This is a genomic window from Mesorhizobium sp. M0894, from assembly GCF_040319725.1.
GTDB lineage: Bacteria > Pseudomonadota > Alphaproteobacteria > Rhizobiales > Rhizobiaceae > Mesorhizobium.
Window position 1 is genome coordinate 1 of sequence record NZ_JAMYOG010000008.1, and the last position, 13,678, is coordinate 13,678.

At 62.6% G+C, this 13,678-nt stretch carries 14 protein-coding genes; 9 read left to right on the forward strand and 5 right to left on the reverse strand.

The window, feature by feature from the left end:
- Positions 1-149: 149 nt before the first annotated feature.
- Entirely contained in the window at positions 150-647 is a 498-nt protein-coding gene (locus NKH91_RS16775; RefSeq protein WP_352845046.1) for a GFA family protein, read from the reverse strand.
- A 90-nt stretch (positions 648-737) separates the two neighbouring features.
- Here NKH91_RS16775 and NKH91_RS16780 point away from each other — a divergent pair, with 90 nt between their 5' ends.
- A complete protein-coding gene (locus tag NKH91_RS16780; RefSeq protein ID WP_352845044.1) occupies positions 738-1,055 on the forward strand; it encodes a TfoX/Sxy family protein in 318 nt (105 codons plus the stop codon).
- Between the two features lie 34 nt (positions 1,056-1,089).
- On the opposite strand, the gene NKH91_RS16785 is transcribed toward NKH91_RS16780, so the two are convergent.
- Complete coding sequence (locus NKH91_RS16785) at positions 1,090-2,022, reverse strand: PfkB family carbohydrate kinase (protein ID WP_352845042.1); 933 nt, start codon at positions 2,020-2,022, stop codon at positions 1,090-1,092.
- A gap of 277 nt (positions 2,023-2,299) precedes the next feature.
- Here NKH91_RS16785 and recA point away from each other — a divergent pair, with 277 nt between their 5' ends.
- The 3 genes from recA to NKH91_RS16800 all read left to right on the forward strand — a co-directional run bounded on the left by recA (position 2,300) and on the right by NKH91_RS16800 (position 7,184).
- Positions 2,300-3,397 (forward strand): recombinase RecA, encoded by a 1,098-nt coding sequence (gene recA / locus NKH91_RS16790; RefSeq protein WP_023717366.1) that lies wholly within the window; start codon positions 2,300-2,302, stop codon positions 3,395-3,397.
- Positions 3,398-3,656: 259 nt separating this feature from the next.
- Positions 3,657-6,323, forward strand: coding sequence for an alanine--tRNA ligase (gene alaS, locus NKH91_RS16795; protein ID WP_352845205.1), 2,667 nt, complete (start codon positions 3,657-3,659; stop codon positions 6,321-6,323).
- Between the two features lie 66 nt (positions 6,324-6,389).
- On the forward strand, positions 6,390-7,184 hold the full coding sequence (locus NKH91_RS16800; protein ID WP_352481174.1) for a PhzF family phenazine biosynthesis protein: 795 nt from the start codon (positions 6,390-6,392) through the stop codon (positions 7,182-7,184).
- Positions 7,185-7,462: 278 nt separating this feature from the next.
- Here the strand turns inward: NKH91_RS16800 and NKH91_RS16805 are convergent, their stop codons facing one another.
- Both NKH91_RS16805 and NKH91_RS16810 read right to left on the reverse strand, forming a co-directional pair.
- Positions 7,463-8,089 carry a glutathione S-transferase family protein gene (locus NKH91_RS16805; protein ID WP_352845040.1) on the reverse strand — a complete coding sequence of 209 codons (627 nt, stop codon included), beginning with the start codon at positions 8,087-8,089 and terminating at the stop codon, positions 7,463-7,465.
- Positions 8,090-8,100: 11 nt separating this feature from the next.
- Positions 8,101-9,312 (reverse strand): NADP-dependent isocitrate dehydrogenase, encoded by a 1,212-nt coding sequence (locus NKH91_RS16810; protein ID WP_023717370.1) that lies wholly within the window; start codon positions 9,310-9,312, stop codon positions 8,101-8,103.
- Positions 9,313-9,518: 206 nt separating this feature from the next.
- Here NKH91_RS16810 and NKH91_RS16815 point away from each other — a divergent pair, with 206 nt between their 5' ends.
- The 4 genes from NKH91_RS16815 to NKH91_RS16830 all read left to right on the forward strand — a co-directional run bounded on the left by NKH91_RS16815 (position 9,519) and on the right by NKH91_RS16830 (position 12,330).
- Entirely contained in the window at positions 9,519-10,385 is an 867-nt protein-coding gene (locus tag NKH91_RS16815) for an RNA methyltransferase (RefSeq protein WP_352495797.1), read from the forward strand.
- A gap of 79 nt (positions 10,386-10,464) precedes the next feature.
- The gene (locus NKH91_RS16820) at positions 10,465-11,109 is read left to right on the forward strand and encodes a DUF805 domain-containing protein (RefSeq protein ID WP_352884186.1); all 645 of its coding nucleotides are present in this window, start codon (positions 10,465-10,467) and stop codon (positions 11,107-11,109) included.
- Between the two features lie 140 nt (positions 11,110-11,249).
- Positions 11,250-12,062, forward strand: coding sequence for a glutamate racemase (murI, locus tag NKH91_RS16825; RefSeq protein ID WP_352495799.1), 813 nt, complete (start codon positions 11,250-11,252; stop codon positions 12,060-12,062).
- Positions 12,063-12,141: 79 nt separating this feature from the next.
- On the forward strand, positions 12,142-12,330 hold the full coding sequence (locus NKH91_RS16830; RefSeq protein WP_023717374.1) for a DUF3008 family protein: 189 nt from the start codon (positions 12,142-12,144) through the stop codon (positions 12,328-12,330).
- Positions 12,331-12,420: 90 nt separating this feature from the next.
- Here NKH91_RS16830 and NKH91_RS16835 read toward each other — a convergent pair whose 3' ends face one another.
- The gene (locus tag NKH91_RS16835) at positions 12,421-12,633 is read right to left on the reverse strand and encodes a hypothetical protein (protein WP_023674706.1); all 213 of its coding nucleotides are present in this window, start codon (positions 12,631-12,633) and stop codon (positions 12,421-12,423) included.
- 380 nt (positions 12,634-13,013) lie between these two features.
- Here NKH91_RS16835 and rpsD point away from each other — a divergent pair, with 380 nt between their 5' ends.
- Positions 13,014-13,631, forward strand: a complete 618-nt coding sequence (rpsD, locus tag NKH91_RS16840; protein ID WP_352884189.1) for a 30S ribosomal protein S4 — start codon at positions 13,014-13,016, stop codon at positions 13,629-13,631.
- The last annotated feature ends 47 nt before the right edge of the window (positions 13,632-13,678 follow it).

The following is a 13,678-nucleotide window of genomic DNA, read 5'->3' on the forward strand; positions in this document are numbered from 1 at the left end:
GAGTTTTGATTAAGACACTTATTCGGGCCAATCCCACCCAGCCCGGCGGGGTGTGTTCGTATTGCCCCGAATTGCCCTTCGCAATTCGGTTGGCAATCCGGGTGAGGGGGCGCTTGCCCATACGCGATAGCGAACGGGGAGAAGAAACGCTAATCCACCCACATCCCCGTTCGTTTATGCCAGTCGGCGATCGATTCCTCGGGATAGACGTCGAAAACCTTGTCGCCCTTGCCGATCTCGGGCTCGACCCAGTTCGCCTTGTATTTCAGCATCAGATGCACCTTCTCCGGCGGCTTCGGCAGGTTTGTGTCGATTGCCGAGGCAAACGGATGCACCAGCTCCGGCCAGGTTGGATCGTAGAGCCAGAGTGCCGTCCCGCATTTCGTGCAGAAGTTCCGTTCGCCCGTCGAGATCTCGCGTTGCGGGTGCTCGTCGTCCTCGATCTCGGCCCGGAAGACGCCGAGATGGCGCTTGCCCTGGATTTTCAGCGTCTCGTAATCGGCGCCGAGATTGATGGCGAAACCGCCACCGCCCTGCTGCTTGCGGCAGATCGAGCAGTAGCACAGCATGAACGGCACCGGCGTGTGGCTTTGCACCTCGAAACGCACGGCATTGCACCGGCAGGACCCTTTGAGCAGAAGCGGCATGAAAAACTCCGATGAAACTGATTCTGAACTTGTCAGGATGGTGCCGGTAGCGGCGATGACAAGGGGAAATCCCGGTGACATGATCGCGCCATGGACAACGAGCGCATAGAAGAGCTTTTCGAAGGCCTCGGCCCGGTCAGCATCCTGTTCGGCGGCAAGGGCATCTATTTCGATGGCGTCATCGTCGCCATTGTCATCCGTGGCGAATTGATGCTGAAGGCCGACGCCGAAAGCGCCCCGGATTTCGAAGCGGCCGGCTGCCGGCAATGGACCTATACCGGCTCGCGCCACGGAAAGCTGGTGTCGATGCCCTATTGGAGCGTTCCCGACAGCGCTTTCGACGACCCCGACGAGATGGCGATCTGGGCGCGCCGCGCCTACGAGGCAGGACGGCGCGCCGGCAAATAGGCTGCGTCATGCTTCGGCAATTCTGGGCCGCATTTCACGCCAGGTCCCGCGCCTCGGGCACGAGCGCCAGCGCCTCGGCAAAGCCGGCGCTGGTGAAGGCGGCGCTCTCGACGGTGAGCATAGCTGCGGCAACGCCTTCGCACAGTGCCGTGCGCAGCGTCAGGCCGCGCAGCAGGGCGGCGATCGTCGCGCCGGCCAATGCGTCGCCGGCGCCGGCAGCATCGGTCCGCTTTTGGAGCGGCGGTGGCAGGATCGAGAACGCGCCCAATTTGTCGAAACCGAGCACCGGTCCGTCGCCAGCGGTGATCACGCCGCTTTTCAGGCCCGCGCGTCTCAGGCCGTCGACGATGCCTTGGTCGTCAGCATCGATGTCGACGCCGGCGAGCACGCCAGCCTCGTGCCGGTTCATGAAGGCGAGTGCCAGAAGATCAAGCACCGGCGTCAGCCACGCCGCTTTGCTGGGCGAGACGGCAAGCGCAAACACCGGCTTGCCGGCGGCGAGTGCCGCCAGCCGCGCCACTGCGGAAGACGGCAGGTTGGCGTCGCACAGCACCGCGTCGGCCGAACCGATCGCGTCTCGCACCTTGGCGCGGCGGATCTGCTTGGGAAGCGCCAGCTCGTAGAGCACCATGTCGGCAAGGCCGGCGATCAGCCCGCCGTCGCTATCGACCAGCATCGTATGGCTTGGCGTCGCGCGGTCGAGGAACACCGCCGACAAATCGGCAATGCCGGCGTCGGTGACGGCGCGTAAAACCGTGTCGCCCAGGGCATCGCCGCCGCGCACCGAAAGCAGCGAGGCCGAGACGCCGCGCCGCACCGCACAGCGCAAGGCGTTGAAGGCGGCGCCGCCGACATGCTCGCGCATCGTGCCGGGGTTGGAAGCGGCCGGCACGAAGGCGCCGGCAACCCGGCCGCGCCGCTCGATATAGGCGCCACCCACGGCCAGGATCGTCGGGGATTTCATCATGCCGGCAAAATGCCCTTTGCTGTTGCCCGGGAGGAGACTAGGTCGCCGGGCGGAACCCTGCAATCGCGGGTGCGATTCGGATGGTGACGGCAACGGCGCCGCATGCGAGGCGGGATACGTCCGGAAGCAAAATTGCGAAACAAAAATAGAACAAATATGGATATTAGTTATTTTTCAAACCCTTGGGGCTCATTGACAAATGAGAACAAACGAGGTACATTCTTTTAAGGATTGCGGGATTGTCCGGCCTCCATTGACGACCACGGGGTGATGTATCATGGCTCAGAATTCTTTGCGGCTTGTAGAGGACAAAGCGGTGGACAAATCAAAGGCTCTGGATGCGGCGCTGTCGCAAATCGAGCGTGCCTTCGGCAAGGGTTCGATCATGCGGCTCGGCGCGAACGAGCAGGTCGTCGAGATCGAAACGGTGCCGACCGGCTCGCTTGGGTTGGACATCGCGCTTGGCGTCGGCGGCCTGCCGCGCGGCCGCATCGTCGAGATCTACGGACCGGAAAGCTCGGGCAAGACGACGCTGGCGCTGCACACGGTGGCCGAAGCCCAGAAGAAGGGCGGCATCTGCGCCTTTGTCGATGCCGAGCATGCGCTCGATCCGGTCTATGCCCGCAAGCTCGGCGTCGATCTCGAAAACCTGCTGATCTCGCAGCCCGATACCGGCGAACAGGCGCTGGAGATCTGCGACACGCTGGTGCGCTCCGGCGCCATCGACGTGCTGGTGGTCGATTCGGTGGCGGCGCTGACGCCGCGGGCCGAAATCGAAGGCGAGATGGGCGATTCGCTGCCCGGCCTGCAGGCCCGCCTGATGAGCCAGGCACTGCGCAAGCTCACCGCCTCGATCTCGCGCTCCAACACCATGGTCATCTTCATCAACCAGATCCGCATGAAGATCGGCGTCATGTTTGGTTCGCCCGAGACGACGACCGGCGGCAACGCGCTGAAATTCTATGCCTCGGTCCGCCTCGACATCCGCCGCATCGGCTCGGTCAAGGATCGCGACGAGGTCGTCGGCAACCAGACCCGCGTCAAGGTCGTCAAGAACAAGCTGGCGCCGCCCTTCAAGGTGGTCGAGTTCGACATCATGTATGGCGAGGGCGTCTCCAAAACCGGCGAGCTGGTCGATCTCGGCGTCAAGGCTGGCGTGGTCGAAAAGTCGGGCGCCTGGTTCTCCTATAATTCGCAGCGTCTCGGCCAGGGCCGCGAAAACGCAAAACTGTTCCTGCGCGACAATCCCGACACGGCGCGCGAGATCGAATTGGCGCTGAGGCAGAATGCCGGATTGATCGCCGAGAAATTCCTTGAGAACGGCGGCTCCGAAAGCAGCGACGACGGTTTCGAGGACGACGCCGGGGCGATGTAGGAAAAGCGACGCCTCCCGGAGCGTCAGCCAGGTTTGGATTTGATGTTTTGATTTTGAGTTTGCGTAATCGGTACATTTTGAACCGCCGGCCCCGTGCCGGCGGTTGGCGTTTGACGGCGAGTCAGACGCATTTCAAAGCGCCGGTGAAAGCCGGGATTTGAGCCCATTTGGTGTTTCTGGACAGGCTGCGGTGCGACCGCTAAAAGGCCATGTCTATTTTCCGCCGGCAGCCGGCGGTTCTCTCGAAAAGGCAGTATTCATGAGTGGCGTCAACGAGATCCGGTCGGCATTTCTCGACTATTTTCGCAAGGAAGGTCACGAGGTCGTCGCGTCGAGCCCGCTGGTGCCGCGCAACGACCCGACGCTGATGTTCACCAATGCCGGCATGGTGCAGTTCAAGAACGTTTTCACCGGTCTGGAGAAGCGGCCCTATTCGCGTGCGACGACTGCCCAGAAGAGTGTTCGTGCCGGCGGCAAGCACAACGACCTCGACAATGTCGGCTACACCGCGCGACACCTGACTTTCTTCGAGATGCTCGGCAATTTCTCCTTCGGCGATTATTTCAAGGAGCGCGCCATAGAGCTTGCCTGGAACCTGATCACCAGGGAGTTCGGGCTGAAGAAGGACAAGCTGCTGGTCACCGTCTACCACACCGACGACGAGGCCGCCTCCTACTGGAAGAAGATCGCCGGTCTTTCCGACGATCGCATCATCCGCATCGCGACCTCGGACAATTTCTGGGCAATGGGCGACACCGGACCGTGCGGGCCGTGTTCGGAGATATTCATCGACCGTGGCGAGCACATCTGGGGTGGCCCTCCCGGCAGCCCCGAGGAGGATGGCGACCGTTTCCTCGAATTCTGGAACCTGGTGTTCATGCAGTATGAACAGGTGACGAAGGACGAGCGCGTCGACCTGCCGCGTCCGTCGATCGACACGGGCATGGGCCTCGAGCGCATGGCCTCCATCCTGCAAGGAGTTGATAGCGTCTTCGAAACTGACCTGTTCCGCCACCTGATCGACGCTGCGTCGTCGGCGCTTGGCCGCGGTCCGGATGCGGACACCGTCGCATCGTTCCGCGTCATCGCCGACCACTTGCGTTCGTCCTGCTTCCTGGTCGCCGACGGCGTGCTGCCGTCCAACGAAGGGCGGGGCTACGTGCTTCGTCGCATCATGCGCCGCGCTATGCGCCACGCGCAGTTGCTCGGCTCGAATGAGCCGCTGATGTGGAAGCTGGTGCCGGCGCTGGTCCGCGAGATGAGCCAAGCCTACCCGGAACTGGTGCGCGGCGAGCAGATGATCACCGAGACGGTGAAGCTTGAGGAAACTCGTTTCCGCAAGACGCTGGTGCGAGGCTTGGGCTTGCTTTCGGAGGCGACGGAAAAGTTGGTCTCCGGCGACATGCTGGATGGCGAGACAGCGTTCAAGCTCTACGACACCTATGGCTTTCCGCTCGATCTGACGCAGGACGCGCTGCGCCAGCGCAACATCTCGGTCAACCTTGCCGGCTTCACCGAGGCGATGGAGCGGCAGAAGGCGGAGGCGCGCAAAAGCTGGGCTGGTTCCGGTGAGGCCGCAACCGAAACGGTATGGTTCGCGGTGCGTGAGGAGAACGGCGCCACCGAATTCCTGGGCTATGAGACCGAGCAGGCGGAAGGCCTCGTCCAGGCGCTGGTCAGGGACGGCAAGACCGTCGACAGTGCCGGCAAAGGCGACGCCGTTGCCGTGGTTGTCAACCAGACGCCGTTCTATGGCGAGTCCGGTGGCCAGATGGGCGATACCGGCGTCATTTCAGGCGACGGGTTCTCGATCGAGATATCCGATACGCAGAAGAAGGCCGATGGGCTTTTCGTCCATGTCGGCAAGGTGGCCAACGGCACGGTCAAGACGGGCGCGACCGTCGAGCTGAGGGTGGACCACGCGCGCCGCTCCAGGCTGCGCGCGAACCATTCCGCCACGCATCTGATCCATGAGGCGCTGCGCGAGGTGCTGGGTACCCATGTGGCGCAGAAGGGCTCACTGGTCGCGCCCGAGCGTCTGCGCTTCGACATCTCCCACAACAAGCCGATCTCGCCGGACGAGCTCGAAGAGGTCGAGCGCATGGCAAACGAAATCGTCGTTCAGAATAGCCCTGTAACCACGCGCCTGATGTCGGTCGACGACGCCATTGCCGAAGGCGCCATGGCGCTGTTTGGCGAGAAATATGGCGATGAAGTGCGCGTCGTTTCGATGGGCACGGGCCTGCATGGCGCCAAGGCCAACCGGCCCTATTCGGTCGAGCTATGCGGCGGCACCCATGTCAGGGCGACCGGCGATATCGGCCTGGTGCGCATCGTGTCCGACAGCGCGGTCGCTGCCGGCGTGCGCCGCATCGAGGCGTTGACCGGCGAGGCGGCCAGAAAGCATCTCGACGAGCAGGACAAGCGGCTGAAGGCGGCCGCCGCCGCGCTGAAGATTTCGCCGGCCGATGTGCCGGCCCGCGTCGAGGCACTGCTCGACGAGCGCAAGAAGCTCGAAAAGGAGCTGACCGAGGCGCGCAAGAAACTGGCGCTCGGCGATCGCTCGCCAGCCGGTGTGCCTGCGGAAAACGAAACGATTGCCGGTGTCGGTTTTCTCGGCAAGGCGGTATCGGGCGTCTCGCCAAAGGATTTGAAGCCGCTGGCCGATGCCGGCAAGAAGTCGCTCGGCTCCGGCGTCGTCGTCTTTGTCGGCGCCGGCGAGGACAACAAGGCGAGCGTCGTCGTCGCGGTCACCGATGATCTGACCGGCCGCTTCAGCGCAATCGATCTGGTGCGCGTCGCGTCCGCGGCATTGGGCGGGCAGGGCGGCGGCGGTCGACCCGATATGGCCCAGGCCGGCGGCCCGGACGGCTCGAAGGCCGAAGACGCGATCGCTGCGGTGAAAGCGGCTCTCGAGACGGCGTGAACCTGCACCGGGGGCGGGCACGGCCGAAATGGCGCGCCGCCCAGCGGACATCCTTGAGGGCCTGATATGCCGACGCTGACGATGTATCAGGTCGACGCCTTTGCCGAACAGGCCTTCCAGGGCAACCCTGCCGCCGTTCTCCTTTTGGAGGAGTGGCTGCCGGAGCAGGTAATGCAGGCCATCGCCAACGAAAACAATCTTGCCGAAACGGCGTTTGTGCGGGCGAATGGCAAAGGTTGGGATTTGCGCTGGTTCACGCCGGTCCATGAAGTCGACTTCTGCGGCCATGCCACTCTTGCGGCCGCCCATGTGCTGACCACGGAATACAGTGGTCAGGGCGAAATGGCCTTCGCCACCCGGGTGGGCGAGTTGCGGGTTTCCCAGCGGGAAGGGGCCTATCAGCTCGATCTGCCGTGTTTTCCGCCGCAGCCCGTCGAGGAAGAGCTGAAGTCGGCGCTGCAAGCGATATTGTCTCAGCGGACGGTTGCGGGCTTCCGCAATTTCGAGAACCTGTTTGTCGAGCTTGCCGACGAGACAAGCGTGCGATCTTTCGTTCCCGATCTGCTCAGGATCGGACGTTTTCATCCTCTCGGCTTGGTCATTACCGCGCCTGGGCAGGCCCATGATTTCGTCTCGCGTTATTTCGTGCCCGGAGCAGGCATTCCCGAGGATCCGGTAACCGGCTCCATTCATGCGACGCTGGTGCCTTACTGGGCTGAAAAACTCGGCAAGACGCATCTGTCGGCATTCCAATGCTCGCAACGCGGCGGGCACTTGCTATGCGAGCTGGCCGGAGATCGCGTGCTGATCACAGGCCGTGCGAAGACCTTTATGAAGGCGGAGATCTACCTTCCCGATTGAGCGGTATTTCGCAGTGGGTCGCCTTCGGCGAAGCTGCCGATCTCCCCCCTTGCGGGGGAGATGCCCGGCAGGGCAGAGGGGGGTGCTGTCCCTCCGACTGCCAGCCCAATCGGAGCCACGTTCTCAGGCCGTTCCCAATTGGAAAGGATCAGTCGAAGGTTAGCGATCCTTCACACCCCCCTCTGTCCTGCCGGACATCTCCCCCGCAAGGGGGGAGATTGGATGTCACTTCGGCTTTCGCTAATCACCAGAAGGCCTATTGCCGAATGCTTGTCTCCTCACTCTGCCTTTTCGGTCTTCGCAAAACCCGCACGCGCCGCGATGCGCACATACCAATCCTGGATATCGGCAAACTCCGCCAGCAGTTTTCGCCCCTCGGCGACCTTGACGAAATAGCCGATGATCGGTGCGGCGTGCAGGTCGGCCAGCGTCAGTTCCGTCCCCAACAGCCAAGGCCCTTCGGCTTTCAGCGAAGACAGCGCCTGCAATGCCGTTCTCGCCTGCCTCAACCCGTTGGCGATCACGGCTTCGTCGGGCGGCGTTTTTTCCAGCCGCTCGACGGCGACATCCCAGACCATGGCCCTGTAGGCGTAGGCGTCGAGCAGGCCGGTGATCTGGTTCATGCGTGATCGAGGCCGGGCTTCGACCGGTTGCAGCGCCGGGCCGTCAAAGGCTTCGGCGACATAACGGGCAATCGCGCCGGTCTCGTAGAGGCGAAAGCCGTCATGCTCGAAGGCTGGGATGCGGCCGAACGGCTGGTGCTCGAAGTACCAGCCGGGAATGCCGTCCGCCGCAAAGATGTCGACGGGCACCAGCTCGTAGCCGACGCCCTTTTCCTCGAGCACCAGCCGCACGATGCGCACATAGACGCTGTAGTCCGCGCCGTAGACGACGGGCTTGTCCATGTCGGAGGAGCTCAGGCCATCGCCTTCTGCAAATTCTCGTCGATCTTGTCGAGGAAGCCGGTGGTCGAAAGCCATGGCTGGTCGGGACCGATCAGCAGCGACAGGTCCTTGGTCATGAAGCCGGACTCGACCGTCTGGATGCAGACCCGTTCCAGCGTCTCGGCAAAACGCTTCAGTTCGGCATTGTCGTCGAGCTTGGCGCGGTGGGCGAGGCCGCGCGTCCAGGCAAAGATCGAGGCGATCGAATTGGTCGAGGTCTCCTCGCCCTTCTGGTGCTGGCGATAGTGGCGGGTGACGGTGCCGTGTGCGGCCTCCGCCTCGACGGTCTTGCCGTCCGGCGTCATCAGCACCGAGGTCATCAGGCCGAGCGAGCCGAAGCCTTGCGCCACCGTGTCCGACTGCACGTCGCCATCATAATTCTTGCAAGCCCAGACATAGCCGCCCGACCATTTCAGGCTGGAGGCCACCATGTCGTCGATCAGCCGGTGCTCGTACCAGAGTTTCTTGGCCTTGAACTCGGCTTCGAACTCCGCCTCGTAGACCTCCTGGAAGATATCCTTGAAGCGGCCGTCATAGGCCTTGAGGATGGTGTTCTTGGTCGACAGGTAGACGGGGTAATTGCGCAGCAGGCCGTAATTCAGCGAGGCGCGGGCGAATTCGCGGATCGACTCGTCGAGATTGTACATGGCCATGGCGACACCGGCGCCGGGTGCGTCGAAGACGTCGTGCTCGATCACCTGGCCGTCCTCGCCGACGAACTTGATCGTCAGCTTGCCCTTACCGGGAAAGCGGAAGTCGGTGGCGCGGTACTGGTCGCCGAAGGCGTGGCGGCCGACGATGATCGGCTTGGTCCAGCCGGGCACCAGCCGCGGCACGTTCTTCATAATGATCGGCTCGCGAAAGATGGTGCCGCCGAGGATGTTGCGGATGGTGCCGTTCGGCGACTTCCACATCTTCTTCAGCTTGAATTCCTCGACGCGCTGCTCGTCGGGCGTGATCGTCGCGCATTTCACGCCGACGCCGTATTTCTTGATGGCATTGGCCGAATCGATGGTCACCTGGTCGTTGGTGGCGTCGCGGTGCTCGATACCGAGATCGTAATATTCGAGCTTGAGGTCGAGATAAGGGTGGATCAGCTTGTCCTTGATGAACTGCCAGATGATGCGGGTCATCTCGTCGCCGTCGAGTTCGACGACCGGGTTCGCCACCTTGATCTTCGCCATGGAAAGAATGCCTCGCTTTTGGGGAACGGAACGGCCTTGCCCGCACGGCTGCCGGCCCTGGGATGCGGCCCGTATATCAAAGGCTTTTTGGCCGCGCAAACGGCGAACCGCGCCGTAGTGCCGGCATTCTTTGCGAAAGCTTCATTTTCGCCGCCAAATGTGGCAGGGGACTGCGAAATGCCGCAAACAGCAGTTCATTGACAACCATGACCGCCACCCAGGATCCCGACAACCCTCTTGCCTCCGGAACGCCTGCGTCCGGACCGGCGATCATCCTGGTCGAGCCACAGCTCGGCGAGAACATCGGCATGGTTGCACGCGCCATGGCCAATTTCGGCCTTGCCGAACTGCGCCTCGTCAATCCGCGTGACGGCTGGCCGAGCGAGAAGGCGCGTGCCGCGGCAAGCCGCGCCGACCATGTCATCGATGCCGTCGAGGTGTTCGACGACCTGGGCTCGGCAGTCGCCGACTTGAACTTCGTCTTCGCCACCACGGCGCGCGCGCGCGACAATTTCAAACCGGTGCGCGGCCCGGTCGAGGCGGGCAGGGCGCTGCGCGCGCGGCAGCGGGCCGGCCAGCGCACCGGCATCCTGTTGGGGCGCGAGCGCTTCGGCCTCTATAATGACGAGGTCGGCCTTGCCGACGAGATCATCACCTTCCCCGTCGATCCAGCCTTCTCCTCGCTCAACATCGCCCAGGCGGCCCTGCTGATGTCCTATGAATGGATGAAGTCCGGCCTGGAAGACGAGACCAGGACCAACTTCTCCGGTCCCGAAATGCCGCCAGCTGCCAAGGAAGAATTGCACGCCCTGTTTGCGTATCTGGAAGGTGCACTGGAGGCGCGCGGCTATTTCCGCCCGGCACCGAAGAAGCCGAAGATGGTCGACAATTTGCGCGCAGTGCTGACCCGCCCCGGTTTTGCCGAGCCGGAGCTCAAGGTGCTACGCGGTATTATATCATCGCTGGACAGGTTCTCGCCGGCCATGCCGCGCGGCGACGGATCGCCCGGCGACGATCCAAGGCGGCTCCCGGCGGCCGCGGCACGCGCCGGCAAGGCGAAGGACAAAGACTAGCCTTCGAGTTGCCCATATCTCACCAGTAACCGAATGTTATTTGATGTGATCCATTGTCTGGAAAACGATGGATCCTCGGATGTTTAGCTCGGATATCGGTCGTCCTCGCTTTTTCTTCTATTCGGCGGCCTTGCTGGTTGCGGAAATCGTGACCTTTGTGCTGTGCGTCGTGCTGACCATCGGCATCGAGGGTTTGGCCAATTCGAAGCCCGGACCTTCCAGGGAAGGGCTGGCCGCGGCCGTTCTCGTCGCCTCGCTGGTGATTGTTCTGTTCCGCGCGAATTTCGCCTGGCGTCGAAGCCGCGATGCACAAGGGTCCGGTTGGATCCTTTGGTCGTATATCGTGTTCTCGACCCTGTTTGCGATTCTGCAGGCCGGCACTGTTCTTGTCGTAAAGTTCGACGGCGACGAGTCGCATTCCGGCCTTAACCTGCTGGGATTAGCTCTCGTCGGGCTGTGGGCGGTCATCTTGGCGGCCAAGCCGGCGGGCGGTAGCTCTTCGGATATGGCGTCATCCCTGAGTTTCGACGATTTCGACCCGCCCGGGCCGCTGCGCGGCGCCGCGGCGCCCCATTCAGAGTCGGCCGCCGGCGTGACGGCCCTGGCTCCGGCCTATGCCATGCGGGCCGCACCGGTGCCGTCGAACCACCTTGCATCTCAACCTGCATCTCTGCCAACCGGCCGGCCGCGAGCCGGCGGCTTCGGCAAGCGGGGCCTTGTGTGACCGTCTCGCCGCATCAAGGCCATGATGGTTCCAGATAGAAGCGGCCGGGATAAAGCATCATTGGCCGAAGCAAAAAGCATGGGCCGAACCTTCTCTCGTGATCTCGTTTGTGATTCCCAGCCCTTAGTGACTCAATGATAATGACCAGTCCATCGAGCGCCCGTCCGATCCTGATGTTCGATTCCGGCATTGGCGGCCTCACTGTGCTGCGTGAGGCGCGCGTCCTGATGCCTGACCGCCGCTTCATCTATGTCGCCGACGACGCGGCGTTCCCCTTCGGCGCCTGGGAGGAACCGGCGCTGAGAACACACATCCTGGAGTTGTTCGCCAGGCTGCTCGAACGGTTTTCGCCGGCCATTTCGGTCATCGCCTGCAATACCGCCTCGACGCTGGTCATCGATGCGTTGCGCGAGAGGTTTCCCGGCCACCCTTTCGTCGGCACCGTGCCGGCCATCAAGCCGGCGGCGGAACGCACGCGCTCAGGCCTGGTTTCGGTGCTGGCGACGCCCGGCACCGTCAAGCGCCAGTACACGCGTGACCTGATCAGCAAATGGGCGCAGAAATGCCATGTCCGCCTGGTCGGCAGCGACAGGCTGGCTGGATTGGCCGAAGCCTATATGCGCGACGGTTTTGTCGACGAGGACGCCGTGCGCGCCGAGATCGCGCCGTGCTTCGTCGAGCATGACGGGCTGCGCACCGACATCGTCGTGCTTGCCTGCACCCATTATCCTTTTTTGGCCAACCGCATGCGCAAGACAGCACCTTGGCCGGTCGACTGGCTCGACCCGGCCGAGGCGATCGCACGCCGCGCGCTGTCGCTGCTCGCCGATACCGAGGCCCGTTATCGCAGAGAGGTACTGCCGGAAGGCGCCGATTTTGCCGTCTTCACCTCGAACGAGGCCGATTTTCCGACGCGCCGGCTGATGCAGGGATTTGGCCTGGCGGTATCCTGACCCCAGGCACTTTGGTGCTCCGGGAACATCAGCCCAGGGCGATGCGTTCTTTTCTCATTGAGGAACAGGAGAAGCGATCATGCCAGCCACCTCGAAAGCCCAGCAGAAAGCCGCCGGTGCTGCACTGTCCGCCAAGCGCGGCGAGACCAAGAAGAGCGAGCTCAAAGGCGCGTCGAAGGGAATGTATAAATCCATGAGCGAAAAACAGCTCGAGGAATTCGCCGAGACCAAGCGCAAGGGCCTGCCGGAAAAGAAATCGAAACACTGATCGACTGACCATTCTGGCGGCGGATGCCGGTCGATAAAAAGCCCGCGGCTGAGCCGCGGGCCCTGAAGTCTCAACGGGCAAGGGCGAAAATTACCAGTTCCAGCCCCACCCGCAGCGCCGCACTTTGTAGCGGATGACCTTGCGATGACCGTGCCGCCACACCACCTTCTTCTTGACCACGATGCGGCAGACCTGGTGATGCCTGTGGCCATGCCAATGCCGGGCCTGCGCCGGCTCGGGCGCGACCGCCATCGTGCCGGCCATCACCGCGGCTCCTACCAACGTAAGGAAGAACTTCTTCATGCGAATTCCAGCTCCTCTGACTTCAGTCCCTTCCTGATGCCGCTGGCGCAACCTCCCGCCACATCCGGCACGTTCTACAACCGCAACACTATCCGGTTCGGCGATTCGCGCCAGCCGGAAGCTTGACAGCGGTTAAATCTCCGTTTAACCAGCCCACCAACACCGGGCCGCAATGCCCGGTGGTTTTCTTTATGTGTGCAAGACGTTTGGGAAGCCGATTTTACTTTCCTTATGTCTTGTTTGAAATGACGTGTCCCGTGGGTTTTCCGTCGCGTTGCGTGGAAAACCCTGTCAGGTCTCGAAAACGGAGGCCAGAGGAGGGCGCGTTTCCTTCACCCGGACCATGAGGTTCCGGGTGCGTTGTTTTGAAAGGGAATGCGATGAGCAAGCGCGAATCCGCGAAGTACAAGATAGACCGCCGTCTTGGCGAAAACATCTGGGGCCGCCCGAAGTCCCCGGTCAACAAGCGTGAATACGGCCCCGGCCAGCATGGCCAGCGCCGCAAGGGCAAGCTTTCCGATTTCGGCCTGCAGCTGCGCGCCAAGCAGAAGCTGAAGGGCCACTATGGCGACGTTTCGGAAAAGCAGTTCCGCAAGGTCTATGAAGAGGCGGACCGCCGCAAGGGCGACACCTCGGAGAACCTGATCGGCCTGCTCGAATCGCGCCTCGACGCAGTCGTCTACCGCGCCAAGTTCGTACCGACCATCTTTGCGGCGCGCCAGTTCGTCAATCACGGCCACATCAACCTCAACGGCAAGCGCGTCAACATCGGCTCGTACCGCTGCAAGCCGGGCGACGTCATCGAAGTGCGCGAGAAGTCGAAGCAGCTGGTCATCGTGCTGGAATCGGTGGGCCTGGCCGAGCGCGACGTGCCCGATTACATCGAGGCCGACCACAACAAGATGACCGCCGCCTTCACGCGCATCCCCGGCCTGGCCGACGTTCCGTTTGCCGTGCAGATGGAACCGAATCTGGTCGTCGAATTCTATTCGCGCTGATCGGCGCGTTCGTACGCGATACAAGCGAAGGCCGCCCTATCGGGGCG

Bases quoted from the DNA above. Each gene is read 5' to 3' on its own strand.
- NKH91_RS16775 (WP_352845046.1), bottom strand. From the start codon at position 647: ATGCCGCTTCTGCTCAAAGGGTCCTGCCGGTGCAATGCCGTGCGTTTC.
- NKH91_RS16780 (WP_352845044.1), top strand. From the start codon at position 738: ATGGACAACGAGCGCATAGAAGAGCTTTTCGAAGGCCTCGGCCCGGTC.
- NKH91_RS16785 (WP_352845042.1), bottom strand. From the start codon at position 2,022: ATGATGAAATCCCCGACGATCCTGGCCGTGGGTGGCGCCTATATCGAG.
- recA (WP_023717366.1), top strand. From the start codon at position 2,300: ATGGCTCAGAATTCTTTGCGGCTTGTAGAGGACAAAGCGGTGGACAAA.
- alaS (WP_352845205.1), top strand. From the start codon at position 3,657: ATGAGTGGCGTCAACGAGATCCGGTCGGCATTTCTCGACTATTTTCGC.
- NKH91_RS16800 (WP_352481174.1), top strand. From the start codon at position 6,390: ATGCCGACGCTGACGATGTATCAGGTCGACGCCTTTGCCGAACAGGCC.
- NKH91_RS16805 (WP_352845040.1), bottom strand. From the start codon at position 8,089: ATGGACAAGCCCGTCGTCTACGGCGCGGACTACAGCGTCTATGTGCGC.
- NKH91_RS16810 (WP_023717370.1), bottom strand. From the start codon at position 9,312: ATGGCGAAGATCAAGGTGGCGAACCCGGTCGTCGAACTCGACGGCGAC.
- NKH91_RS16815 (WP_352495797.1), top strand. From the start codon at position 9,519: ATGACCGCCACCCAGGATCCCGACAACCCTCTTGCCTCCGGAACGCCT.
- NKH91_RS16820 (WP_352884186.1), top strand. From the start codon at position 10,465: ATGTTTAGCTCGGATATCGGTCGTCCTCGCTTTTTCTTCTATTCGGCG.
- murI (WP_352495799.1), top strand. From the start codon at position 11,250: ATGACCAGTCCATCGAGCGCCCGTCCGATCCTGATGTTCGATTCCGGC.
- NKH91_RS16830 (WP_023717374.1), top strand. From the start codon at position 12,142: ATGCCAGCCACCTCGAAAGCCCAGCAGAAAGCCGCCGGTGCTGCACTG.
- NKH91_RS16835 (WP_023674706.1), bottom strand. From the start codon at position 12,633: ATGAAGAAGTTCTTCCTTACGTTGGTAGGAGCCGCGGTGATGGCCGGC.
- rpsD (WP_352884189.1), top strand. From the start codon at position 13,014: ATGAGCAAGCGCGAATCCGCGAAGTACAAGATAGACCGCCGTCTTGGC.